This is a genomic window from Halomonas rhizosphaerae (genome assembly GCF_030012485.1).
Lineage (GTDB): Bacteria > Pseudomonadota > Gammaproteobacteria > Pseudomonadales > Halomonadaceae > Halomonas > Halomonas rhizosphaerae.
Map to the genome: position 1 here is coordinate 17,050 of NZ_JASCQQ010000018.1, position 24,434 is coordinate 41,483.

The 24,434-nt window shown below is 68.9% G+C and carries 21 protein-coding genes; 13 read left to right on the forward strand and 8 right to left on the reverse strand.

Translation table 11 applies throughout. The features are described 5' to 3' along the window. Nucleotides 1-19 precede the first annotated feature (19 nt). From QLQ86_RS08940 to QLQ86_RS08980, 9 genes are all read left to right on the forward strand, one after another. A complete protein-coding gene (locus QLQ86_RS08940) occupies nt 20-2,050 on the forward strand; it encodes a CocE/NonD family hydrolase (RefSeq protein WP_282816653.1) in 2,031 nt (676 codons plus the stop codon). Nucleotides 2,051-2,100: 50 nt separating this feature from the next. Then, the gene (locus QLQ86_RS08945; protein WP_282816654.1) at nt 2,101-3,456 is read left to right on the forward strand and encodes an MFS transporter; all 1,356 of its coding nucleotides are present in this window, start codon (nt 2,101-2,103) and stop codon (nt 3,454-3,456) included. 64 nt (nt 3,457-3,520) lie between these two features. Next, entirely contained in the window at nt 3,521-4,114 is a 594-nt protein-coding gene (locus tag QLQ86_RS08950) for a hypothetical protein (RefSeq protein ID WP_282816655.1), read from the forward strand. Further along, on the forward strand, nt 4,111-5,463 hold the full coding sequence (locus QLQ86_RS08955) for a hypothetical protein (RefSeq protein WP_282816656.1): 1,353 nt from the start codon (nt 4,111-4,113) through the stop codon (nt 5,461-5,463). The genes QLQ86_RS08950 and QLQ86_RS08955 overlap by 4 nt, the downstream gene beginning before the upstream one ends. Before the next feature lie 149 nt (nt 5,464-5,612). Further along, nucleotides 5,613-6,137, forward strand: a complete 525-nt coding sequence (locus QLQ86_RS08960; protein ID WP_282816657.1) for a retropepsin-like aspartic protease family protein — start codon at nt 5,613-5,615, stop codon at nt 6,135-6,137. A gap of 7 nt (nt 6,138-6,144) precedes the next feature. Beyond that, nucleotides 6,145-7,164, forward strand: coding sequence for a YihY/virulence factor BrkB family protein (locus QLQ86_RS08965; protein WP_282816658.1), 1,020 nt, complete (start codon nt 6,145-6,147; stop codon nt 7,162-7,164). Beyond that, nucleotides 7,161-8,204 (forward strand): NAD(P)H-dependent flavin oxidoreductase, encoded by a 1,044-nt coding sequence (locus QLQ86_RS08970; RefSeq protein WP_282736366.1) that lies wholly within the window; start codon nt 7,161-7,163, stop codon nt 8,202-8,204. The genes QLQ86_RS08965 and QLQ86_RS08970 overlap by 4 nt, the downstream gene beginning before the upstream one ends. A gap of 32 nt (nt 8,205-8,236) precedes the next feature. Then, nucleotides 8,237-9,949 carry a VRR-NUC domain-containing protein gene (locus QLQ86_RS08975; RefSeq protein ID WP_282816659.1) on the forward strand — a complete coding sequence of 571 codons (1,713 nt, stop codon included), beginning with the start codon at nt 8,237-8,239 and terminating at the stop codon, nt 9,947-9,949. Next, on the forward strand, nt 9,946-12,252 hold the full coding sequence (locus QLQ86_RS08980) for an ATP-dependent DNA helicase (RefSeq protein WP_282816660.1): 2,307 nt from the start codon (nt 9,946-9,948) through the stop codon (nt 12,250-12,252). Before QLQ86_RS08975 ends, QLQ86_RS08980 begins: the two co-directional genes overlap by 4 nt. A gap of 7 nt (nt 12,253-12,259) precedes the next feature. Here QLQ86_RS08980 and QLQ86_RS08985 read toward each other — a convergent pair whose 3' ends face one another. After that, nucleotides 12,260-14,077 (reverse strand): monovalent cation:proton antiporter-2 (CPA2) family protein, encoded by a 1,818-nt coding sequence (locus QLQ86_RS08985; RefSeq protein WP_282816661.1) that lies wholly within the window; start codon nt 14,075-14,077, stop codon nt 12,260-12,262. Nucleotides 14,078-14,218: 141 nt separating this feature from the next. Between QLQ86_RS08985 and QLQ86_RS08990 the strand changes: the two genes are divergently transcribed. Both QLQ86_RS08990 and QLQ86_RS08995 read left to right on the forward strand, forming a co-directional pair. Continuing rightward, nucleotides 14,219-14,884 carry a cupin domain-containing protein gene (locus QLQ86_RS08990; RefSeq protein WP_282816662.1) on the forward strand — a complete coding sequence of 222 codons (666 nt, stop codon included), beginning with the start codon at nt 14,219-14,221 and terminating at the stop codon, nt 14,882-14,884. 120 nt (nt 14,885-15,004) lie between these two features. Next, on the forward strand, nt 15,005-15,184 hold the full coding sequence (locus QLQ86_RS08995; RefSeq protein WP_282736361.1) for a PLDc N-terminal domain-containing protein: 180 nt from the start codon (nt 15,005-15,007) through the stop codon (nt 15,182-15,184). A 94-nt stretch (nt 15,185-15,278) separates the two neighbouring features. On the opposite strand, the gene QLQ86_RS09000 is transcribed toward QLQ86_RS08995, so the two are convergent. The 6 genes from QLQ86_RS09000 to QLQ86_RS09025 all read right to left on the reverse strand — a co-directional run bounded on the left by QLQ86_RS09000 (nt 15,279) and on the right by QLQ86_RS09025 (nt 20,747). Continuing rightward, the gene (locus QLQ86_RS09000) at nt 15,279-15,515 is read right to left on the reverse strand and encodes a hypothetical protein (protein WP_282736360.1); all 237 of its coding nucleotides are present in this window, start codon (nt 15,513-15,515) and stop codon (nt 15,279-15,281) included. Then, nucleotides 15,493-15,696 (reverse strand): DUF3565 domain-containing protein, encoded by a 204-nt coding sequence (locus QLQ86_RS09005; RefSeq protein WP_282736359.1) that lies wholly within the window; start codon nt 15,694-15,696, stop codon nt 15,493-15,495. Before QLQ86_RS09005 ends, QLQ86_RS09000 begins: the two co-directional genes overlap by 23 nt. A gap of 9 nt (nt 15,697-15,705) precedes the next feature. Continuing rightward, a complete protein-coding gene (locus tag QLQ86_RS09010; RefSeq protein WP_282736358.1) occupies nt 15,706-15,831 on the reverse strand; it encodes a hypothetical protein in 126 nt (41 codons plus the stop codon). A gap of 144 nt (nt 15,832-15,975) precedes the next feature. Then, entirely contained in the window at nt 15,976-16,305 is a 330-nt protein-coding gene (locus QLQ86_RS09015; protein ID WP_282736357.1) for a hypothetical protein, read from the reverse strand. Nucleotides 16,306-16,513: 208 nt separating this feature from the next. Then, complete coding sequence (locus QLQ86_RS09020; protein ID WP_282736356.1) at nt 16,514-17,764, reverse strand: ribonucleotide-diphosphate reductase subunit beta; 1,251 nt, start codon at nt 17,762-17,764, stop codon at nt 16,514-16,516. Between the two features lie 82 nt (nt 17,765-17,846). Continuing rightward, nucleotides 17,847-20,747, reverse strand: a complete 2,901-nt coding sequence (locus QLQ86_RS09025; protein WP_282816663.1) for a ribonucleoside-diphosphate reductase subunit alpha — start codon at nt 20,745-20,747, stop codon at nt 17,847-17,849. A 362-nt stretch (nt 20,748-21,109) separates the two neighbouring features. On the opposite strand from QLQ86_RS09025, the gene QLQ86_RS09030 reads away from it, so the two are divergent. Further along, nucleotides 21,110-21,823 carry a winged helix-turn-helix domain-containing protein gene (locus QLQ86_RS09030; protein ID WP_278032655.1) on the forward strand — a complete coding sequence of 238 codons (714 nt, stop codon included), beginning with the start codon at nt 21,110-21,112 and terminating at the stop codon, nt 21,821-21,823. A gap of 3 nt (nt 21,824-21,826) precedes the next feature. Beyond that, nucleotides 21,827-23,443 carry an ATP-binding protein gene (locus QLQ86_RS09035; RefSeq protein ID WP_282816664.1) on the forward strand — a complete coding sequence of 539 codons (1,617 nt, stop codon included), beginning with the start codon at nt 21,827-21,829 and terminating at the stop codon, nt 23,441-23,443. On the opposite strand, the gene QLQ86_RS09040 is transcribed toward QLQ86_RS09035, so the two are convergent. Beyond that, nucleotides 23,430-24,344, reverse strand: coding sequence for a LysR family transcriptional regulator (locus QLQ86_RS09040; protein WP_282736353.1), 915 nt, complete (start codon nt 24,342-24,344; stop codon nt 23,430-23,432). The genes QLQ86_RS09035 and QLQ86_RS09040 overlap by 14 nt on opposite strands. Between the last annotated feature and the right edge of the window lie 90 nt (nt 24,345-24,434).

Genomic DNA, 24,434 nt, shown 5'->3' on the forward strand with positions numbered 1-24,434 from the left:
GGACAAGGAGAGCAGGACCATGCGCATCGTCAACGATTTTCCCCGCCGAATCATGGAGGAAGAGACCTGGATCCCGTTGCCCGATGGCAGCCGGCTGGCGGCGCGCATCTGGCGGCCGGTAGACGCCGAGATCCATCCCGTGCCGGCGATCCTCGAGTACCTGCCCTATCGCAAGCGCGACCTCACTGCCGAGCGCGACGTCCAGAGCCATCCCTACTGGGCGGGCCATGGCTATGCCGGGGTGCGGGTCGACATCCGTGGCACCGGCGAGTCCGATGGCGTGCTCACCGACGAGTACCTGCCCCAGGAGCTGGACGATGGGCTGGAGATCCTCGCCTGGCTGGAGGCCCAGCCCTGGTGCACCGGCGACGTCGGGATGATCGGCATCTCCTGGGGCGGCTTCAACGGCCTGCAGATCGCCGCCCTGCGCCCGCCGCAGCTCAAGGCGGTGATCACCCTCTGTTTCACCGACGACCGTTACGCCGACGACATCCACCACATGGGCGGCTGTCTGTTGGGCGACAACCTCTCCTGGGCCTCGACCATGTTCGACGGCAACGCCTGCCCGCCCGACCCCGAGCTGGTAGGGGAGCGCTGGCGGGACATGTGGCTCGAGCGCCTGGACGGCAGTGGCCTGTGGCTCGCCCAGTGGCTCGAGCACCAGCGTCGCGATGCCTACTGGAAACACGGCTCGGTTTGCGAGGACTACTCACGCATCCAGTGCCCGGTCTATGCCGTCAGCGGCTGGGCCGACGGCTACTGCAATGCCGTCTTCCGGCTTCTGGCCGGGCTATCCGTGCCGCGCAAGGGGCTGGTGGGCCCCTGGGCCCACAAGTACCCGCACCTGGGGGTGCCGGGGCCGGCCATCGGCTTCCTGCAGGAGTCGCTACGGTGGTGGGACCGGTGGCTCAAGGGCATCGACACCGGGATCATGGACGAGCCCATGCTGCGTGTCTGGATGCAGGAGTCGGTGCCGCCCTCGGCGCGCTACGAGGAGCGCCCCGGGCGCTGGATCGCCGAGCCCGACTGGCCATCACCGAACATCCTGCCGACCTCCTTCCGACTTACCATCGGCCACGACCTGTTGCCGGAAGACGAGGGAAGCGAGGACGACGAGGCCTGCCTGGACATCCGTTCCCCGCTCTCGGTGGGGCTCTATGCCGGCAAGTGGTGCTCCTACAATGCGCCGCCGGACCTCCCCCACGACCAGCGCGACGAGGACGGTGGCTCGCTGATCTTCCAGACATCCCGCCTCAAGGCGCCGCTGGAGATCTGCGGGTCGCCGATGGTCGAGCTCGAACTCGCGGCCGACCAGCCGGTGGCCATGGTGGCCCTGCGCCTCTCGGATATCGGCGAGGACGACAAGGCCACCCGGGTCTCCTACGGACTGCTCAACCTGACCCACCGCGAGAGCGACGAATACCCCGAGCCGCTGGAGCCGGGGCGATGCTATCGGGTCAGGATCCCGCTCAAGCATATCGCCCAGCAGTTCGCCGCAGGACACGCCATCCGCCTGTCCCTCTCCACCAGCTACTGGCCGCTGGCCTGGCCGGCCCCCCAGCCGGTCAGACTGGCCATTCAGCCGAGCCGCTGCCGCCTGATCCTGCCGGTGCGGGCGCCACGACCCGAGGAGGACGCAGCCCTGCCGGCCTTCGGCGAGCCGGAAGGCGCGCCTCCCTTGGCCAAGACGCTGCTGCAACCGACCCAGGAGACCTGGCAGGTGATCCGCGACCTGGCCAACGACAGGACCACCCTGGAGGTGATCAACGACGAGGGGCGCTACCGGATCGATGATATCGACCTGGAGATCGCCGCCCGGGTTACCGAGCGTTATACCTACGCCTACGGTAGCTACGACAGCGTCAGCGGCTGGACGGAGTGGCAGCGCAGCTTCAAGCGCGGCGACTGGGAGGTCAGCACCCTGACCCGCACCCTGCTGACCAGCGACGCCGACAACTTCCGCATTCGGGCTACCCTGGACGCGTGGGAGGGGGATACCCGGATCTTTGCGCGGACCTGGGACGAGACCATTCCCCGCGATCTCGTCTAGTGCAGGAGGGGCTGCTATGGTGACGTCCTGATGCCACAGGGACGTCCCGCATGAGCCCGATCCCCGCTGCCGTGCCGACGACACCCCGCGCTTCGCGCAGGGAGATCCTCGGCTGGGCGATGTTCGACTTCGCCAACCAGGCCTATACGCTGCTGATCATCACCGTGGTGTTCGGTGAGCTCTTCACCACGGTAATCGTCGGTGATCGCGGCGACGGTTACCGCCTGGCCAACTTCCTGTGGAGCCTGGCGCTGGCGGTCAGCTATCTGCTGGTGGTGGTGACCGGCCCGCTGTGCGGTGCGGTGATGGACTATCAGGCCGCCAAGAAGGGCTTCCTGTTCGTCAGCTACCTGGCCACCGTGGCCACCACCGCCATGCTCTACTTCGTGGCGCCAGGCTATGTGGTGCTGGGCCTGCTGCTGATCGTGGTCTCCAACTATGCCTACTCCATGGGCGAGTCCTTCATTGCCGCCTTCCTGCCGGACCTCGGCCCGCCCGAGGACCTGGGCAAGATTTCCGGCTTCGGCTGGGCGCTGGGCTACGTCGGCGGGCTCTTCGCGGCGGGCTTCACCCTGGTGGTGCTGGGCGAGGCCACGGCGGAGAACTTCGAGCGCATCCGCTGGGTGGGGCCCTTCGCGGCGGGCTTCTTCCTGGTCACCGCCATCCCCACCTTCCTGTGGGTGAAGGAGCGCGGCACGCCTCAGCCCCCCGGCAAGCCCTATCGCGAGATCGCCCTGGAACGCGTCGCGACGACCCTGCACGAGCTGCGGCGCTTCCGCGACCTCGGCATCTTCCTGGTCTCGCTGCTCTTCTCCATGGCCGGCGTCTACATCATCATCGCCTTCGCCTTCATCTATGGCGCCCAGGTGATCGGCTGGGACGAGTCGGTCCGCAATATCATGTTCATCATCGTGCAGATCACCGCGGCGGTCGGGGCGCTGGGCTTCGGCTTCATCCAGGACCGCATCGGCACCCGGGTCACCTACCTCTTCACCCTGGGGCTCTGGGTAACGGCGATACTGGCCATCTGGGCCACGCCGGAGGTCACCGCCTTCCTGCATGCCCGGTTCGGGCTGGACTGGGAGGCCCAGCACCTCTTCCTGGTAGTGGGCTGCCTGGCGGGGCTCTCCCTGGGCTCCAGCCAGTCCGCCAGCCGCGCCCTGGTGGGGCTCTTCTCGCCGAGTCGCAAGGCCGCCGAGTTCTTCGGCTTCTGGGGGCTGGCCAACAAGCTCGCCGGGGTGATCGGTATCATCGGCCTGGGGCTGCTGCAGTCGCTGGTGGGGCTCAAGGCGTCGATCCTGCTCTGCGCGGTGCTCTTCGTCATCGCCATCCTGGTGTGCCTCTTCGTCGACCAGGCCCGCGGTCAGCAGGTGGCCCGCGACTGGGAGGCGCGCAACGGCAGGTGAGGCCGACGAGGGGCGGCTAGACTGAAGGCAAGACCGCGTTTCGCGGGGCCGGGAGGCTGCTGCCATGGATCCCGTCACACTGCGCGCCATCGAGCGCATCCTGGTCGTGCTGTTTGCCGGCATGGCCATCTATCTGGGCTACAGGCTGTTTCTGGCGGTACCCGCCCAGCGTGACAGCGACGGCAAGGTGACCCTGCCCGGCGGTGCCGAGGTGGTTCTGAACCGCGCCGCGCCGGGACTCTTCTTCGCCCTGTTCGGCAGCGTGGCCCTGGGCATCTCGCTGCACAGCGCCGTCCAGGCCACCTCGGCACCGGCCATGATGGCGGGCGATGCCGCGACGCTCACCAGCTACTCCGGACTCGCCCCGGAGGCCGGCGGGATCGACCCTATACTCGAGCAGGCCCAGCTGCGTCGTCTCTTCTTCACCCTCAATGCCTTGGGTGACGCCTCCTCCACGGAAGGCAGTCAGGCCGTGGCCGAGCGCGGCGATCTGCGCCAGGCGAAGCTGCGGCTGATGCGTCCTGCCTGGCTGGGTGCCTGGGGCGACTATGCCGCCTTCAGCGACTGGGCCAACGCCACCGATGCCCGGGGAGAACCGCCGGATGCCCGTTTCTCCGAGCCTGCAGCCCTCTACCATCAGGGCAGGGAACGGCCGTGAACGCCGGCTTGCGGTTTGGTCTGGCCCTGTCCTGCTGGCTGCTGGCCTCACCGGCCGCAGGCATGGCGACACTCTACAGCGATGCGACCCTGACGTACTGGTCGCGCATCACGCCGCAGGATATCCGCCGCGTGCATCACGAGAGCCTGCTGCCGGCCCTCGAGGCCGAGGAACGTGCGCAGCTGGCAGGCGTCGAGCTGGCTTTTCCGCTGCGCTGCCCCGTGCCTGCCAGCGAGCCCTTCTGTTACTACCAGCAGACCCTGGTCGATGGCCGGCGACAGGTGGTGATGTCGGTGGCCTCGCTGCGTCTGTTCGGCGACCTCGCCCTGTCCATGGCCTGGCTGCAGCTCGAGGGGCTGTCGATCGAGACGCCCGGCCAGTACCTGGCCATGCTGCGTCACCGACGGTCCGAGTCGTTTCCCGAGGGGCGCTACCCGCCGCCCATGGAGGCGCTGGGTGTGCCCGACGAGGTACGGGAGCGGACGGAGGTAATGGAGCTATACGGTAAGATATTCACTTCCTCGGTGGTGTTCGTGCTGCTCCACGAACTCGGCCACGCCCTGCACCGTCATCCGGGCTATGGGCCCGAGGTGTCCCGGGAGGCGGCCCGCCGTCACGAGGCCGAAGCCGACGATTTCGCTCTGGACGTCATGGCCCGGCTCGCCTATCCGCCGCTGGGCATGAGCGTCTTCTTTACGTTGCTGGCCCACTGGGAGCCCAATCGCTGGCACTTCGCCGACGAGGCGGCCTATCGGGCACACCTGGCCGAGGCCACCCACCCGCTGACGTCGGACCGGCTGCGCGGGCTGGCCTCGACCCTGGCCGGGCACAGTGACGCCTTCGCCCGGGCCGAGCCGGATTTCGTGGCGGCCCGCGAGCGGATCCTCGGCGTGGCCGAGGAGATCGGCCGCCTGGCAGGCTTCATGGACGACCGCGACATCCAGGAGGGCATCGTGCGGCTGGGTCGCGCCACCGACCCGGCAGTCCTGCAGCCCCGGCGAGCGGGCGAGCCGGTTGTCGACCGGGCGACTCCGGACGGCGTACGTCCCTTCGAGGGCACCTTCCTGGGCAAGCTAGGCGATGTCTCGGGGGAGCTGCCGGTGCGTCTGGTGCTCGAACGACAGGGCAGCCGTGTCCAGGGGGTGTTCACCTACGGGCTGGGGCTGGGCCATCTGGAGGGAGAGGTGCAGGCGGGGCGCCTGCATTTCGGCTGGACCCTCGGTCTGGAGCAGGGGCTGGGCGTGCTCGAGGTGACGTCAGGCGATGGACGACTGCACGGCAGTTGGGGGAGGGAGCGCTCCACCGACGATGGCGGCTATTGGGAACTGTGGCGCGAGGAGGCACACTGACTCCTCATCACCGGTTATCCGTGTCAGTGACAAGGTTTCCGGGCGTGGGGAGGCAAGGCATCTCGGCCAGGGGGTATCCTTGTCGGTAGGCAGATTATGCCGGCATGGGCGCCGACGTTGTCGCCGGGGCGATACAGGGAGGACGGCAAATGAGCGACGAAGACGTCTCGCGGCGTGCCGGCCTGGGCATGATGCTGCTGTTCTGGGTGCTCCTCCTGGGGGGTGGGTCCTGGTGGTTCCATGGCTACCTGGAGGCGCAGCGGAACCCCAATGCCCACCTCGCCAATGTCGCGGTGGGGGAGGGCGAGCCGGTGGTGCTGGAGCGCAACCGCACCGGCCACTTCGTGGCCACCGGGCGCATCAACGGCCAGCCGGTGGAATTCCTGCTCGACACCGGCGCCACCTATGTGGCGGTCCCGGCCGAAATGGCCGCGAGGCTGGGGCTCGAGAGTACCGGCAGCGCCTGGTTCAATACCGCCAACGGCCGGGTGCGCGGCGAGCTGACGCTGCTCGACGAAGTGAGCCTGGGCGGGTACTCCGCCCGGGACGTGCGCGGGTCCATCAGTCCGGGCCTCACCGGTGAGGCCGCCCTGCTGGGCATGAGCTTCCTCGACCGCTTCGACATCGAGATCCGTGATGCGCGCATGGTGCTGCGCCCCGCGGAGCGGCCCTGAGGCACTCATGGCCAAGACGAAGCGTGGTCGCTGCGCCGACGAGCCCAAGCAGATCCCCGCAGCCGGATGGCTGGATATCGCATGGCGCGTCAAGCAGGAGACCCTTCAGGACCTCGTCGCCATGATGGCCGCCGGCATCGCCTTCAATGCCATGCTGGCGCTCTTTCCGACGATCGCCGCGATCATCTCGATCTGGGCGCTGGTGATGGACCCTCAGGACCTGGCGAGCCAGATCGTGGAGCTCAGCCGCTACCTGCCGCCCGAGGCCTCCAGCCTGATCAATGATCAGGCCCGCAAGATAGGCGAGAGCACCGGTACTGGCCTCAGCCTGACGGCCCTGGGCAGCGTGGCAGTGGCCATGTTCGTCGCCTCCAAGGGCGTGCTATGGATGGTGTTGGGGCTGAACGTGGTGTATGGCGAGGTGGACCGCCGGGGGTCGCTGCAGCGTGGCTTGATCGTCGCGGCGCTGACGCTGGGGTTGATGCTGGTCCTGCTGATCAGCATCGCCTTTATCGCCTTCTTTCCGCTGGCCATCGGCATGCTGGGTCTCGATACACTGCTGGTCACGGTAATCGTGTGGCTGCGCTGGCCGGTGCTCCTGCTGGTGATGATGCTGGTCATCGCCGTGTTTTATCGCTTCGGGCCCGACAGGCGGCCGCCGCGCTGGAAGTGGATCAGCGTCGGCTCCGTCGTCGCAACGCTATTATGGCTGATCGGTTCGGCCGCCCTGTCGTTCTACTTCAGCCGCGTGATCAATCTGAGCGAGGTCTATGGCTCGCTGGGGGCGGTGGTGATGCTGATGCTATGGTTCTGGCTGTCGGCGTTCGTCGTGTTGCTGGGCGCAGAGTTCAACGCGGAAATGGAGCGCCAGACCTATCGCGATACCACCGTCGGCGCCGCCCGCCCGCCGGGGGATCGAGACGCCTACGCTGCCGACACCCTGGGCCACAAGTGGCCCTGGCGACGCATCGGCCGGAAGCGCAATTCCTCCGATAACGATGCCACCGATCAAGGAGATACCCCATGACATTGCCCGAGCGACTGGGCCTCGACCTGCCTATCCTCCAGGCCCCCATGGCGGGCGCCCAGGGCAGCGAGCTGGCCATTGCCGTCTCCCGTGCCGGCGGCCTCGGGGCCCTGCCCTGCGCCATGCTCTCGCCCGAGGCGATGGCGGAGGAGCTCGAGACACTCCGCTCCGCGACCTCGGGGCCGGTCAACGTCAACTTCTTCTGCCACACGTCCCCGGCACCCGACCCTGCGCGTCAGGCGCGCTGGCACGCGGCGCTGGCGCCCTGGTATGCCGAGTTCGGCCTCGACATCGAGGCGGTGCCGGCCGGTGCCGGGCGGCGTCCCTTTGACCATGCAGCCTGCGATGTCCTCGAGCCCTTCCGTCCGGCGGTGGTGAGCTTCCACTTCGGTCTGCCGGCGCCGGAGCTGCTCGCGCGGGTCAAGGCCTGGGGCGCGATGGTGCTCTCCACGGCCACCACGGTGGAGGAAGCGCGCTGGCTCGAGGCCCACGGGGCCGATGCGGTGATCGTCCAGGGGCTCGAGGCCGGCGGCCATCGGGGCCTCTTCCTGACCGAGGACCTGACCACCCAGGTGGGGACCCTGGCGCTGCTGCCCCAGGTCCGGCAGGCGGTGGAGGTACCGGTGGTCGCCGCCGGCGGCATCGCCGATGCCCGGGGCGTGGCGGCCGCGCTGGCGCTTGGCGCCGAGGCCGTCCAGGCCGGCACCGCCTTCCTCTGCTGCCCGGAATCCCGCGCCTCGGCCATCCATCGCCGGGCGCTGATGAGCGAGGCGGCCCGCCATACGGCGCTCACCAACCTCTACAGCGGCCGTCCGGCCCGAGGCATCGTCACCCGGCTGATGCGCGAGCTGGGGCCGATCAGCGAGGCGGCGCCGGCCTTTCCGCTGGCCACCGCGGCCATCGCCCCGCTGCGGGCCGCCGCCGAGGCGCAAGGGAGTGGCGATTTCTCGCCGCTGTGGGCCGGGCAGAACGCCAGCCGCTGCCGTGAGGTCCCCGCCGCCGAGGTGGTACGCGAGCTGGCCCGAGGCCTGCCGCGCTGACGCTACCTCCTCGGCCCTGATACCATGGATGCATGAACAGTATTCCTGGCGCCGCGCCGGTCACCGCTTCCCTGGACGACCCGCGCTACTATCTGGCGAACTTCCGCTTCGTGCTGACGTGGGTCGCCGAGCGCCATGGTGACCTGCTGGACGCGGCCGAGCAGGGCTTCCTGGCGGATTTCGCCGGCCTGCCCGAGGCCTCTCAGGCGCTGCTGGTGCGCATGGTGATGCGCAAGGGGGAGCACTTTCGCACCTCGCGCCTGCGCTATCCCGAGATCGGCGATCCCGAGGCGGCCCTCGCGCCCCTGGTCGAGGCGGGCCTGGTCGAGGCCGCCCCCGAACTTGGACTGGCAGAGCTGTTCCGTCAGCTGCGCCTTCCCGAGCTGCGCCGCGCCCTGGCCGGCGAGATCGCCGCCGCGGGACTGCCCGCCGCCACCGGCAAGGCCGCGCTGCACGAGGCGCTGGCGCCGCGGCTCAGCGAGCCTCGCCCGCTCGACGACTGGTGGCCCGAAGCGCCGGACCGGGTCGTGCGCCTCGCCGTGATGGCGACCTGCGACCGGCTGCGGCTGATGTTCTTCGGCAACCTGCGCCAGGACTGGGCGGAGTTCGTGCTCACCGAACTCGGCCTGCAGTGCTTCGAGCGGGTGGCGATCACCCCCGACTCCCGGGCCTTCCGGCGCCGCACGGAGGTGGATGCATACCTGGCCCTGCACCGCCTTCGCGAGCGGCTCGAGGTCGGGGAGGCGGTATCGGCACTGCGTGCCGAACTGCCCGCGCCGCTGGCCGACAACGCCTGGCTGGCGGCGCGGCATCGGCGACTCTGCGTGGCGCTGGGGCGCCAGGCGGAGCGGGAGGGGCTGGGCGAGTCGGCCCTTGCCCTCTATGCCGGGGCTGGCTGGCCGGAAGCAGGCCAGGTGGGCAGCGTCGAGGCGCGCATCCGCCACCTGCGCCTGCAGGAACGACGTGGGGAGCACGCCTCGGCCCTGGCGCTGGCCGAGCCCCTGGCCCAGGCTCCGGCCAGCGAGGAGGAGGTCCAGGCGCTGGGACGGCTGGTGCCGCGGCTGCGCCGTCGGCTGGGGCTTTCCCCGCCGGCGTCATGCCGTGAGCCGGACCCTCGACCGTGGACCCTGACCCTGCCGCCCGGCCCGGTGGAGGCCACGGTGCGCGACCACCTGCATCGCGAGGCGGCACCGGTGCACTATGTGGAAAACACCCTGCTCACCGGGCTCTTCGGGCTGCTCTGCTGGGAGGCGCTCTTCGCGCCCCTGCCCGGGGCCTTCTTCCACCCCTTTCACCACGGCCCGGCGGACCTCTACCGCGAGGACTTCGTGGCCCGCCGACGTACCCTGTTCGATGCCTGCCTGGCCCGGCTCGACGATGGCGGGTATCGCGAGGTGATCCGTGCCACCTGGCGAGAGAAGCAGGGGCTGGCCTCGCCCTTCGTGCACTGGGGAGTGCTCGACGAGGGGCTGCTCGACCAGGCGCTGGCCTGCCTGCCGGCCGCCCACCTGCGGGCCTGCTTCGAGCGGCTGCTCGGTGACCTCAAGGCCAACCGGGCCGGCCTGCCGGACCTGATCCAGTTCCTCCCCGAGGCCTCGGAAGGCGAGCCACGCTACCGGCTGATCGAGGTCAAGGGGCCGGGCGACCGGTTGCAGGACAACCAGCGGCGCTGGCTGGCCTTCTTCCATGCCCGGGGCATGCCCGCCGTGGTCTGCCATGTGCGCTGGGCGATGGACGGCGAATGAGCGAGGTGACGTGCTATCGCGTGGCGGTGCGGACGCTGTGCGACTTCACCGCCCGGGAGGGGGACCTGGACCACCGCTTCACTCCGGCCCCCAGCGCCCGGGAGGGCATCGAGGGCCATGCCCTGGTGTCAAGGCGGCGGGGCGAGGGATACGAGGCCGAGCTGCCGCTCTCCGCCTGCTTCGAGGGGCTCAGGGTGGGCGGCCGCGCCGACGGCTTCGACCCGGCGGCCAACCGCCTGGAGGAGGTCAAGACCCACCGCGGTCGTCTGGAGCGCATGGCCGACAACCAGCGGGCCCTGCACTGGGCCCAGGTCACCGTCTACGGCGCGCTGCTGTGTGCCGAGCGCGGCCTTGCCTCGCTGACCCTGGCGCTGGTCTACCTGGACGTCACCACCGGCCGGGAGACCGTGTTGACCCGTGAGGCGAGCGCCAACGAGCTGCAGGCCTTCTTCGCGACCCAATGCCGGCGCTTCCTGTCCTGGGCGGCGCAGGAGGTCCGGCATCGCGAGCGTCGTGACGAGGCGCTCGGCGAGCTCGCCTTTCCCCACGACCGCTTCCGTCCCGGCCAGCGTGACCTGGCGGAGAGCGTCTACAAGGCCGCCAGCACCGGCCGTTGCCTGCTGGTCCAGGCCCCCACCGGCATCGGCAAGACCCTCGGTACCCTCTTCCCGCTGCTCAAGGCCATGCCCCGCCAGGGACTCGACCGCGTGGCCTTCCTGACCATGAAGACGCCGGGGCGCCGGCTGGCGCTGGATGCCCTGCTCGCCCTGGGTGCCGAGGAGGGGACCGCCCCGAGCTCGGACGCCGAGCCCGCGCCGCTGCGGGTGCTTGAGCTCATCGCCCGGGACAAGGCCTGCGAGTATCCCGACCGGGCCTGCCACGGCGAGGCCTGCCCGCTGGCGGCGGGCTTCTACGACCGACTGCCGGCGGCACGACAGGCCGCGGTGGCGCGTGGCTGGCTGGACCGCGAGGCGCTGCGCGAGGTGGCCCTCGACCACGGCGTCTGCCCCTACTACCTGGGGCAGGAGCTGGCGCGCTGGTGTGACCTGGTCGTCGGGGACGTCAACCACTGGTTCGATGCCAATGCCCTGCTGCATGGGCTCGCCCGGGCCAACGGCTGGCGCCTGGGCCTGCTGGTGGACGAGGCCCACAACCTGGTGGAACGGGCCCGGGGCATGTACAGCGCCGAGCTGGACCAGCACCGCCTCGCCCGTCTGCGCCGAGAGGCGCCCGGGGCCCTGACGCGTCCCCTGGGGCGCCTGGCCCGGCAGTGGCAGACGCTGGTCGAGGAGGCGGGGATGAGCGAGGCCGGCGAGCCGGGCCGACCGGCCTACCGGGTGCTCGACGGCCTGCCCGAGGGGATGGTCGCGGCCCTGCAGGGGGTCGCCAGCGCCATCACCGAGTACCTGGGGGAACATCCCGACCAGGCCTCCCTCGCGCTCGAGGAGCTGCTCTTCGAGGCGCTGGCCTTTACCCGCCTGGCCGAGCGCTTCGGCGAGCACTCGCTGTGCGACCTGGCCCGTCACGGTCGCGGCCGTGCCGTGCTGGGGCTGCGCAACCTCGTGCCGGCGGACTTCCTGGCGCCGCGCTTCGCGGCGGCCCGGTCTGCGGTGCTCTTCTCGGCGACCCTGAGCCCCGCCCACTACCATCGGGACCTGCTGGGCCTGCCGGCCGCCACGGTCTGGCGGGAGGTCGCCTCGCCGTTTGCCGCCGAGCAGCTCGAGGTACGCATCCGCGCCGACATCTCCACCCGGCTGCGCGACCGGGAGGCGTCGCTGGCGCCCATCGTCGCCGAACTGGCCGAGCAGTACCGCCGTCGGCCGGGCCACTACCTGGCCTTCTTCAGCAGCTTCGCCTATCTGGAGGCGGCCCGGGCACGGCTGCAGGAGGCCCATCCGGAGATTCCCGTGCGCGCCCAGACCCGGGGCATGCGCGAGGAGGCACGGGACGCCTTTCTTGCCGGCTTCGCGCCGGGCGGGCAGGGGATCGGCTTCGCGGTGCTGGGCGGGGCCTTCGCCGAGGGCATCGACCTGCCCGGTGAGCGGTTGATCGGGGCCTTCATCGCCACGCTGGGGCTGCCGCCCTTCGACGACTTCAACGAGGCACTCAAGGTGCGGCTGGCGGCGCGCTTCGGCCGTGGCGACGACTACGCCTACCGCATCCCGGGGCTGATCAAGGTGGTGCAGGCGGCGGGCCGGGTGATCCGCGGCCCCGACGACGAGGGCACGGTGGTGCTGATGGACGACCGCTTCGCTCGCCGCGACGTGCGGGACCGGCTGCCGGGGTGGTGGAGCATCGAGTGATCGCGCCTCACCGCTGCCAGCGCGGAATCTCCTCCACCCGGGTGGTGATGTCCTCGTCCGCCTCGTAGAGGGCCTCGAGCTCCCGGGCGGCGTCCTGGATGGTCTGGATCTGCTGCGTCTCGTTGCCGAATGCCTCGAGCTGGCGCAGCAACGCCTGCTCGTCGTGGGGGCGGAAGGTATCGATGGTGTGCTGGGCCTGCTCCCGGGGAATGCCCAGGCCGATCAGGGCGTCACGGGTCAGCTCGAGGCTGGCGGGCAGCAGCTCGCGCACGATATGGGTGACCCCGGCCCGCATCAGCAGGTGGGCGTGGTGGCGGTTGCGTGCCCGGGCATAGAGCCTCAGGTGGGGAAACTGACGGCGCACCTGGCCGACGATGCGCATCGAGGCCTCGGGGTCGCCCACTGCCATCACCATCACCCGGGCCCGGTCGGCCCCGGCCGCCTTGAGCAGGTCGATGCGCGAGGCATCCCCGTAGTAGACCTGGTTGCCGTAGCGGCGCACCACCTCGACCTGGTCGGCGTTGATGTCGAGCACCGTGTAGGGGATCTTCAGCCCCTGCAGGGCACGCCCCATGATCTGCCCGAAACGGCCGAACCCGGCGATGATGATCTGCGGGGCGTCGTCGGGCAGGGTATCGAAGGCGCGCTTGGGCCGGGGGCGGGTGAAGAGGCGGCGAAGGCCGTGCACATGCAGCTGGAAGAGCAGCGGGGTGGTCACCATGGAGAGCGAGATCACCAGGATCAGCAGGCTGACCAGCTGGGTGTCGAGCAGGGCGGCGGCCGCCGCCGCGGAGAGCAGCACGAAGCCGAACTCGCCACCCTGGGAGAGCAGCACCCCCAGGTTGAGTCCGTCCTTCCAGCCGGTGCCGTGGACCCTTGCGGCGACCAGCATGGCCAGCGCCTTGAGCAGTACCAGCCCCAGGGTCAGGCCGAGCACGACCAGCGGCATCTCGCCGAGCAGGCGGATATCGGCCGTCATGCCCACCGCCATGAAGAACAGCCCCAGCAGCAGGCCGCGATAGGGTTCGATATCGGCCTCGATGTTGTGGCGGTACTTGGAGTCGGCGAGCAGCACGCCGGCGATGAAGGCCCCCAGGGCCATGGAGAGCCCGGCCAGTTCCATCAGCAGGGCGGCGCCGATCACCACCAGCAGGACGGTGCCGGCGAACATCTCACGGCTGCGGGTGGCCGCGGCATAGTGAAACAGCGGGCGCAGCAGGTAGCGGCCGCCGACGATCAGGCCGAGGAAGGCACCGATGGCCACCAGCACGCCCTTGAGCAGGGGCATGACGCCGTCCGCCATCAGGGCGTCGGCGGCCAGCATGGGAATGATCGCCAGCACCGGGATCGCCGCCAGGTCCTGGAACAGCAGGAGGGCGAAGGCATTGCGGCCGTGGCGGGTCTGCAGTTCCCGGCGCTCGCCGAGCAGCTGCAGTACCAGTGGCGTGGAGCAGAGCCCCAGGCTGAAGCCCACGACCAGTGCTGCGGCGGGGGAGAGCCCCAGCCACCAGGCGGCAAGCGAGAGCAGGGCCGTGGTGATGACTACCTGCAGGCTGCCGAAGCCGAACACCGCCTTGCGCATCACGCGCAGGCGCGAGGGCTTGAGTTCCAGGCCGATCACGAACAGCAGGAAGACGATGCCGACCTGAGAGAACTGCAGCACCGCCTCGGCGTCGGCCACCAGGGCCAGGGCCGAGGGACCGATGACCACCCCCGCGGCCAGGTAACCCAGGACCTCGCCCAGCCCCAGGCGCTTGAAGACCGGCACGATCAGCACCGCCGCCGCAAGGAAGATCAGCGCATTGAGCAGCAGGTCGGTGGCCAAGGGACCTCCTTGCGATTGGCGGTGGGGAGCCCCATCCTAACCGATGGAAGCCACGTCGTGGTCATGCAAGCGTCGGGCCAGGTGAGCGGGCTCGACAACGAGAGGCCCCAGTCCCGGAGGCCCTGTCAGAAGGAGAGCGTCATGCGACTCAATGCCGATTTCAGTCGCCGCGCGGTGGTCACTCCCGACCAGTACCGCTGGGTGGAGTCACCCACCCCGGGGGTCGAGCGGATGATGCTGGACCGGGTCGGCGACGAGGTGGCCCGGGCCACCTCCCTGGTGCGCTATGCGCCCGACAGCACCTTCCCGACCCATGAGCACGGCGGCGGCGAGGAGATCCTGGTACTGGAGGGCGAGTTTGCCGACGAGCATGGCCGCTACCCCGCGGGCCATTACCTGCGCAACCCCATCGGCACCGCACACGCCCCGCGGGTGGGCGAACAGGGCGCGGTTATCTTCGTCAAGCTGCACCAGTTCTCGCCGGACGACACCGCACAGAAGGTCATCGATACCCGCGCCGAGACGTGGCGGCCCGGGCTCGTCGACGGGCTCGAGGTGCTGCCGCTTCACGACTTCGAAGGCGAGCACGTGGCGCTGGTGCGTTGGGCGCCGAACACCCGCTTCCAGACCCATGACCACTGGGGCGGCGAGGAGATCCTGGTCCTCGAGGGCACCTTTCACGACGAGCATGGGGCCTATCCCGCCGGCAGCTGGCTGCGCAGCCCCCATCGCAGCCAGCACACGCCCTTCACGGGGGAGGATGGTGCGCTGATCTATGTCAAGGTCGGGCACCTGCTGCCCGAATGAGTGGCGAGACCGTTACCCGTGCTGACAAATCGCTACGGGTCGCGATTGTGCGTTTCGCCGCCGCTGTGCTACCTCTAAGGGCGGCATTTCGCCGAATGGAAATGGACAAGGAGACGTCGCATGGGTATCGAAGTAGGTGGCCTGCTGGGCCTGATCTGGCTGATCATCGTCATCTGGGCCATCGTCAAGGTGGCCAAGAGTTCGGCCGGCGGGCTGTCCAAGCTGATCTGGATCCTGGTCCTGCTGTTCTTCCCGTTGATCGGGTTGATCATCTGGTTCCTGTTCGGGCCCAAGGGGTAGCGGTTCCCCGGCCTTCCACCCTCCTCGTCGGCGGGCGCTTCGCGGTCCCTCCGGGCCGCGAGTGTCCCGCGAGGCAAACCGACTTCTCCCGGGCTCAGCCCTGGCTCGCCTCGCGGGCGACCTCCGTCAGCGTGCGTCCCGACACCACGGACTCGGGTTCGGTCGAGGTGGGGTTGCGCCTTGCATCGGCGACCTCGTCGTCCATCTTCACCAGCAGCCAGCCTTCTCCCTGCCCCAGGGGCGTGCGGATCAGCGCATAGCCCCCGCGCAGCTTCTTGCCTTCCAGCCAGACGGTCGCTACCCCCAGTCTAGTTGTCCCGAGGCTCGCCACGATCACACTTGACGCACTCGAGGGCGAGGCCGAGTCGCGAGCGTCGCCCGGCCTCGGTGGTCACCCAGGGGCGTTCGGTCCAGGGCGGCTGGTGGCGCACGTGCTGGTTGTGGCCGCAGGCGAGTTCCGCGACCCAGTGGCCTTCCTCGTCGAGGTGATAGCCGATGATGGGCTGCTGCATGGCGGGAGGCTATCGTCGGCGTGGCGGGGCCTTGTAATGGCCCGGTACCTTAACCCGTTCGCCGTTGGGCAGGTCGCGGACATGGGCGGGCACGAAGACCCGCGTGATCACGCTTCTGGCGTTGCGCTCGGTCATGGGTGAACCCTCCGTGTCATCCCTGGATGTCGTACCCCACGTTAGCGCTCGCGCCCATCGGGAATCAATGCCGGTCCGGTGCCCCGTCCGGCGTATCGCACTCACCGGGTATCGCCCGGGGCCAGCGGCCCCGGGCGGCCTGGCTCAATGGCTCCTCGGCCCTGCAGGGGTGCGTGCGTTTCCCTGGTGCAGCCGGGTGAAGCGGACCGGTGGACTGTACTTCTCGCCGGCGGGGGCGCGCTCGGGGGCGGGCCGGACCCGCCAGCCTCGCGAGGTCGCCCACTCCTTGAGTTCCCGGTAGTCGAGCAGCGGGTAGTCCCGCGAGTAGGGATTGGGGGCCGTTGACGGGAAGGCGAAGGCCACATGGGGATAGCGGGCCAGGGCGTCTTCGCTGTCATGGGCGCTCAGCGCCCGGTCCAGGGCGGACTGCCACGCCCGCGACTCGCGATGTGCTACGGCTTGGGTTGCTTGCATCGGATTGCCCTCCGTTGTTTTGCCTGTTGCCGGGCCATGAAAAACGCCCCGCCCGGCATGGCCGGACAGGGCGTCATCATCTGGGGTGGCGGCAGGCCGGTGGGCGCGGGCACGTCGCGTCTCACGGGTCGCGATGGGCTTCTCCATCATGACGAGGCCTCCCTCCATCCTTGCCGGGACGGACGGCCCCGGCCTTGCGTCTACGGGATCAGTCCCAGCTCAGTGCGCCGCCCACCTGGTACTCGGTGACGCGGGTCTCGAAGAAGTTCTTCTCCTTGCGCAGGTCGATGATCTCGCTCATCCACGGGAAGGGGTTCTGCGCCCCGGGGAACTGCTCCTTCAAGCCGATCTGGGCCAGGCGGCGGTTGCAGATGAAGTGCAGGTACTCCTCCATGATCGCCGCGTTCATGCCCAGCACGCCGCGGGGCATGGTGTCCCGGGCGTAGGCGATCTCCAGCTCGGTGCCCTCGAGGATCATCTGGGTTACCTCGTCCTGGAACTCGGGCGTCCACAGCTGCGGGTTCTCGATCTTGATCTGGTTGATCATGTCCACGCCGAAGTTCAGGTGCATGGACTCGTCGCGCAGGATGTACTGGAACTGCTCGGCCACCCCGGTCATCTTGTTGCGCCGGCCCATGGAGAGGATCTGGCTGAAGCCGCAGTAGAAGAAGATGCCCTCGGTGACGCAATAGAAGGCGATCAGGTTGCGCAAGAGCTCCTGGTCGGTCTCGGTGGTGCCGGTGTTGAAGTCGGGGCGCGCAAGCGACTGGGTATGCTTGAGGCTCCAGGCGGACTTGGCGGCCACCGAGGGCACCTCGCGGTACATGTTGAAGACCTCGCCCTCGTCCATGCCCAGCGACTCCACACAGTACTGGTAGGCGTGGGTATGGATCGCCTCCTCGAAGGCCTGGCGCAGCAGGTACTGGCGGCACTCGGGGTTGGTGATCAGGCGATAGAGCGCCAGCACCAGGTTGTTGGCCACCAGCGAGTCTGCCGTGGAGAAGTAGCCCAGGCTGCGCTCGACGATGCGTCGCTCGTCCGCGGTGAGCCCCTCGGCGCTCTTCCAAAGCGCGATGTCGGCGTTCATGTTCACTTCCTGGGGCATCCAGTGGTTGGCGCTGCCGTCCAGGTACTTCTGCCAGGCCCACTCGTACTTGAAGGGCACCAGCTGGTTGAGGTCGGCGCGGGCATTGATCATCTGCTTGTCGTCGACCTCGATGCGCGCCGCACCCATCTCCAGCTCCTCGAGGCCGGCGGCCACGTCGAGCTCCTCCAGCGACCGGCGGGCACGGGCCAGGCGGTCCTCGTCGGCCGCGGCGTAGCGACCGGCACTCTCCTTCACGGCCTCTTCACGCACGGCGTCGGCCCGGGGCTCGGCGGCGGGCTGCGGCGCGGGAGCCGGCTTGGGTTGCTCGGCGACCGCGGTCTCGTCCTCGTGGAACTCGTCCCAGTTAAGCATCTCTATCCACCTTTCGATCTCTGGTCGATGAGCCGGAAGAAACGGGATGTTCCTTCCAGCTTCCGGCTTACAGCGTCCGGGGTTATTGGCAGGCCTCGCAGCCCAGTTCGTCGATCTCGCCGGCACTCGGTGCGCGTTGGCCGCCCTTGCCCTGCAGGAAGTCCTCGACGCCTCTCGGCTCCCGGCGGGGAGGCTCGGCGGCCGGTCCAGGGCTGGCCGAGGGAGCAGGAGCGCCATTGCTCACGGCATTGAGGGTGCCGCGGTCGACGGTGGACTTCTCCACCGAGGTGGCGCCCAGGGCGCGCAGGTAGTACGTGGTCTTCAGGCCGCGGAACCAGGCCATGCGGTAGGTCACGTCGAGCTTCTTGCCGGAGACCCCCTTGATGTAGAGGTTCAGCGACTGGGCCTGGTCGATCCACTTCTGGCGGCGTGCGGCGGCCTCGACCAGCCACTTGGGCTCCACCTCGAAGGCGGTGGCGTACTTGGCCTTGAGGTCGTCCGGGATGCGGTCGATGGGCTGGGCCGAGCCGTCGTAGTACTTGAGGTCATTGATCATCACCTCGTCCCAAAGCCCGCGTGCCTTGAGGTCGTTGACCATGGGCGCGTTGACCACCGTGAACTCGCCGGAGAGGTTCGATTTCACGTAGAGGTTCTGGTAAGTGGGCTCGATGGACTGGGTCACACCACAGATGTTGGAGATGGTGGCGGTCGGGGCAATCGCCATCACGTTGGAGTTGCGCATGCCCTGGCCGGCGATCTTGTCGCGCAGTCGGTCCCAGTCCTGGGTGACGCTCTCGTCGAGTTCGATGTACTTCTCGCCGCGCTCGGTCTTGAGCTTCTGGATGGAGTCGATGGGCAGGATGCCCTGGCTCCACAGCGAGCCCTCGAAGCTCCGGTAGGGGCCACGTTCGGCGGCCAGGTCACTGGAGGCCTCGATGGCATGGTAGCTGACCAGTTCCATGGAGCGGTCGGCGAACTCGACGGCCGCGTCACTGGCGTAGGCGATGTCCTGGGCGTAGAGCGCGTCCTGGAAGCCCATGATGCCGAGCCCCACCGGACGGTGCTTGGCGTTCGAGTGGCTGGCCTGGGGCACCGCGTAATAGTTGATGTCGATGACGTTGTCGAGCATGCGCACGGCGGTGCGCACGGTCTTCCTCAGCTTCTCGCCGTCGAGCCTGCCGTCGACCACGTGCTGGGCCAGGTTGACCGAGCCCAGGTTGCATACCGCGATCTCGTCGGCCGAGGTGTTGAGAGTGATCTCGGTACACAGGTTGGAGGAGTGCACCACGCCGGCATGCTGCTGGGGGCTGCGCAGGTTGCACGGGTCCTTGAAGGTGATCCAGGGGTGGCCGGTCTCGAACAGCATCGAGAGCATCTTGCGCCACATGTCCTTGGCGCGGACCCGCTTGTAGAGCTTGAGCTCTCCCGTGCGGGTCATCGCCTCGTACTCCTCGTAGCGCTGCTCGAAGGCCGCGCCGTAGAGGTCATGGAGGTCCGGGCAGGTGGCGGGGGAGAAGAGCGTCCACTCGCCGTCATCGAAGACCCGCTTCATGAACAGGTCGGGCACCCAGTTGGCGGTGTTCATGTCGTGGGTGCGGCGGCGGTCGTCGCCGGTGTTCTTGCGCAGCTCCAGGAATTCCTCGATATCGAGGTGCCAGGTCTCGAGGTAGGCGCAGACCGCCCCCTTGCGCTTGCCGCCCTGGTTGACCGCCACGGCGGTATCGTTGACCACCTTGAGGAAGGGAACGACGCCCTGGGACTTGCCGTTGGTGCCCTTGATCCAGGAGCCGAGTGCGCGGACCGGGGTCCAGTCGTTGCCCAGGCCGCCGGCCCACTTGGAGAGCAGGGCGTTGTCGCGGATGGCGCTGTAGATGCCGTCGAGTTCGTCGGGCACGGTGGTCAGGTAGCAGCTGGAGAGCTGGCTGCGCACGGTGCCGGCGTTGAACAGGGTCGGCGTGGAGGCCATGTAGTCGAAGCTCGAGAGCAGCTCGTAGAACTCGATGGCCCGCGCCTCGCGGTCGTCCTCGCCCAGCGCCAGGCCCATGGCGACCCGCATGAACATCACCTGGGGCAGCTCGTAGCGCACCTCGTCGCGGTGGATGAAGTAGCGGTCGTAGAGGGTCTGCAGGCCCAGGTAGGTGAAGGCGTTGTCGCGATGGTGGTCCAGGGCCTCGCCCAGGCGGTCGAGGTCGAACTCGGCCAGCGCCGGGTCGAGCTGCTCGAACTCGATGCCCTTGGCGATATAGGCCTTGAAGGCCGGTGCATAGAGCTCGGCCATCTCCCCGTAGGTGGCCTCGTCGGCGATGCCGAGGAAGGAGAGCGCCTCGCGGCGCAGGTTGTCCTGCAGCAGCCGGGCGGTGACGTAGGTGTAGTCGGGATCCTTCTCCACCAGGGTGCGGGCGGTCATCATCAGCGCCTGGGAGACGCCGTCCACGGTGACCCCGTCGTAGAGGTTCTTCAGCGAGTCGTCGACGATCTTCTGGGCATCGACGTTGGCCAGCCCCTCGCAGGCATCCGACACCAGGGTCTCGATGCGGCCCAGGTCCAGCGGACGCGTGCTGCCGTCGGCAAGGGTCACGTTGAGGCTGGGATGAGGCTTGACGATGTCACCGCCGGCCGCGGCGCGCGCCCGGGCGTGCGCCTCGCGGTAGAGCACGTAGGCCCGGGCGACCCGCTGCTCGCCGGCGCGCATCAGTGCCAGCTCGACCTGGTCCTGGATGTCCTCGATGTGCAGGGTGCCGCCGTCGGGCATGCGGCGCAGGAAGGCCTGTTCGATGCTCTCGGTGGACTGGCGGACGAAGTCGCGTACCCGCGAGGAGGTGGCGGCGTTGTCACCCTCCACGCCGATGAAGGCCTTGCTCATGGCGACGGCGATCTTGTCGGCATCGAAGGCCACGACGTCGCCGTTGCGCTTGATGACGCGCAGGGCCTTGGGTGCGGTGACGGAAACGGACGGCTCGTCCGGTGTGACAGTGATATCCATGGCGCCGGGGGTCCCTGACTGGTGAGTCGAATGGTCGTAAGGCCGCCTCTCGGGCGACGGTTGACAGGCATGGTGTCGGTTGCTAAGGCACATGATGTAGTGTTCGTGCCGGGTCGAGACACAAGATAGTGTGCTTTTCGGGCCCCATCAAGTGGATAACCTGTGGATCGGCTGTGGCCATCCGGGGGGCAGAATGAGGTCCCTCGCCAGGCCCCGTCGTTAGGCCTCGGAGACACTTGCTGTCGTCATGCGGAGACGGGAAGGCGGAATGCCGGATTTCGGGTATCCTTTAGCCATTGGCGTTGGCTCTCTACAACGGGAGCCCCGCGACCGCTCACCTGCCCGCCAGGATGGAACAGAGGATGGACGACAGCTTGCAAGCCCAGGAACAGGATCATGTGCTGATCATCGAGGATGACGAGCGGCTGGCCGGCCTGACCCGCGACTACCTGGAGGCGAACGGTTTCCGGGTCACGGTGGAGGCCGACGGCGCCCGCGGGGTGGAGCGGATCCTCTCCCTGCAGCCGGACCTGGTGATCCTCGACCTGATGCTGCCTGGCGAGGATGGCCTGTCGATCTGCCGCCGGGTGCGCAGCGAATACCCCGGCCCGATCATGATGCTCACCGCCCGCACCGACGACATGGACCAGGTGCTGGGCCTGGAGATGGGCGCCGACGACTACGTGCCCAAGCCGGTGCAGCCGCGGGTGCTGCTGGCGCGCATGCGCGCCCTGCTGCGGCGCGCCGAGCCGGCCGAGGCCGGCGAGGAGACCCGGCTGACCTTCGCCGACCTGGTCATCGACAACGCCACCCGCGAGGCCTGGCTGGATGGCGAGCGCATCGACCTGACCAGTGCCGAGTTCGACCTGCTCTGGCTGCTGGCCAGCAACGCCGGCCGGGTGCTGACCCGCGAGGAGATCTTCGACCGCCTGCGCGGCATCAAGTACGACGGACAGGATCGTTCCATCGACGTGCGTGTCTCGCGCATTCGCCCCAAGATCGGCGACGATCCCAACCAGCCGCACCGCATCAAGACGGTGCGCAGCAAGGGCTACCTCTTCGTCAGGGATGGCTGAGCCATGCGTCGGACCCTGGCCGACAGCACCTTCCTGCGCGTCTATGTCCTGCTGGCGCTGGCGCTGCTGCTGACCTTCGGCCTGGCCCTGCTGGGACTGGCCATGGTCGATCAGGTGCGGCGCGAGCACTATCGCGAGCAGCTGGTCGAGCCTCCCATGCGGGTGCTGACCGCCTGGGTCGATTCCCTGCCCGAGGTCGGGCGCGAGGCGTGGCTGGCGAGCCGCTCCGGGCAGCTCGACATGACCCTCCGGTTGGTGTCGGTCGACGACCTCTCCCTGAACTACTTCTCCCGCTCGCGCCTCGAGCGTGGCCGCGTGCTGGTCATGCCCCGTGGCGAGCACGGCTGGCGCCTGCAGCGCCTGCTGCCCGGTGGTGAGCAGCTGCTGGAGGTCGATGTGGCGAGCCTCAGTGAGCAGCAGCTGCGCGGGCTTACCGAGCTGCTCGCCGAGTGGCTCGCCCAGGTGTCGGGTGGCGAGCGCCGGGCCCAGCTGGAGCGGGTCGCCGGTGACGGCATTCCCCTGCAGCTGAGCGAGTCCCCGCCCGAGGGGCTGGATAGCCGCCAGCTGGCGCGCCTGGCCGAGGGGGAAGTGGTGATCCGGCTGCTGCCCGGGCGCTGGTCCATGGCGATGTACCGGCTGCTGCCCGGCAGCGATCCGCAGACCCGCTGGCTGGCCATCGGCCCGGTGAAGGCCTTCGAGCCGCTGCCGGTCTCGCTGCAGCTGCTGCTGCTGGTGCTGCTGCTTGGCGTGCTGGCGGCGATCATCTACCTGATCGTGCGTGGCGTGGAGGCCCGCATGGCGCGGCTGGAACTGGCGGCGACCCGCATTGCCGGCGGACGCCTTGATACCCGCGTCAAGGTCGAGAGCGGCGACTTCCTGGGGCGCCTGGGGATGGCCTTCAACGGCATGGCCGCCCAGGTGCAGTCGCTGCTGCGCGCGCAGCAGGACATGATCCGCGCCGTCTCCCACGAGCTGCGCACCCCCGTGGCGCGCATCCGCTTCGCGGTGCAGATGGTCGAGGACATGACCGACGATCCGGCGATCCGTCGGCAGCTGGAGGGCGTCGATGGCGACATCACCGAGCTCGACGAGCTGATCGACGAGATCCTCACCTATGCCCGGCTGGGCAGCGAGACGGCCAATGGTGCCGAGCTCGAGACCTCGCTGGTCGACTGCCGCGCCATGGCCGAGCGGGTCATCGAGGCGCTGCGACCGCTGCATCGTGACATTCTCATCGAACTGGACGCGGGACCGGAGGTGGAGGTCCAGGCGGAGCCGCGCTACCTGCAGCGGGCGCTGCAGAACCTGGTGGCCAATGCCTGTCGCCATGCCCGTGGCCGGGTCATTATCCGCCTGCAGAGCGAACCTCGGCTGGTGCGCCTGGACGTGGAGGATGACGGCCCCGGCATTCCCGCCGCGGCGCGCAGCGAGGTCTTCAAGCCCTTCGCCCGCCTGGACGACAGCCGCACCCGCCGCTCCGGCGGCTATGGCCTGGGGCTCTCGATCGTGCAGAAGGTCATGGCCTGGCACGGCGGCAGCGTGATGGTGGATGCCAGCGCCACGCTGGGCGGGGCGCGCTTCACCCTGCTGCTGCCGCGGCGCAACGCTACGCCGGCCTGATCCCCTCCAGCACCGCGAAGGAGGTCTCCCGGGCGGTGCGCAGGAAGTCGTCCATCCAGGGCGCGCCGCGGGTCTCCTCGCGGATGGCCGCGAACAGCGTACTCCATACCCCCTTCTCGCCCAGGGGCACGGCCTTGACGTAGTCGCGCTCCAGGTACTCGGTGAGGGCCCAGTTGGGCAGGGCGCAGACGCCGCGTCCACTGGCCACCAGCTGCATCATCATGATCGTCAGCTCGGCGGTGCGCACTTCCTTCGGCCGCACCCCGGCGGGGTCGAGGAACTGGGTGAAGACGTCCAGCCGGGAATGCTCCACCGGATAGGTGATCAGGGTCTCCTCGGCCAGCGCCTCGGGGGTGACGAAGGGGCGGCCCGCCAGGGGGTGCTGGCGGGCCACCGCCAGCAGGCCCTCGTAGCGGAACAGCGGCTCGTAGTGGATGCCGGGCAGCGGCTGGGGGTCGGCGGTGATCACCAGGTCGAGCTGTTCGCGGGCCAGCGCCGGCAGGGGATCGAAGTGGTGGCCGCCGGGGATGTCGATCTCCACCTCCGGCCAGTGGTTGCGGAAATGGTCGATGGTGGGCATCAGCCACTGGAAGCAGCTGTGACACTCGATGGCCATGTGCAGACGCCCCTGCTCGTTGCCGGCGAGCCGGGCCAGGTCGCGCTCGGCCATGCGCACCAGCGGCAGGACCTGCTCGGCCAGGGTCAGCAGGCGCGTCCCGGCCCGGGTGAACTCCACCGGCCGAGTCTTGCGCAGGAACAGCGGGCTGCCCAAGCGCTCCTCCAGGTCCTTGATCTGGTGGGAGAGGGCCGACTGGGTCAGGTGCACGCGTTCGGCAGCCTCCACCAGGGAGCCGGCATCGCGCAGGGCGACCAAGGTGCGCAGGTGGCGAAGTTCGAGCATTCGAGTGAGCCTGATTCATCTTAAAGATTAGGGAGTTTAGTTTGATTCACATCGGCTGGCCAGCGAGACTTCCCGGCATCATTCATGCAG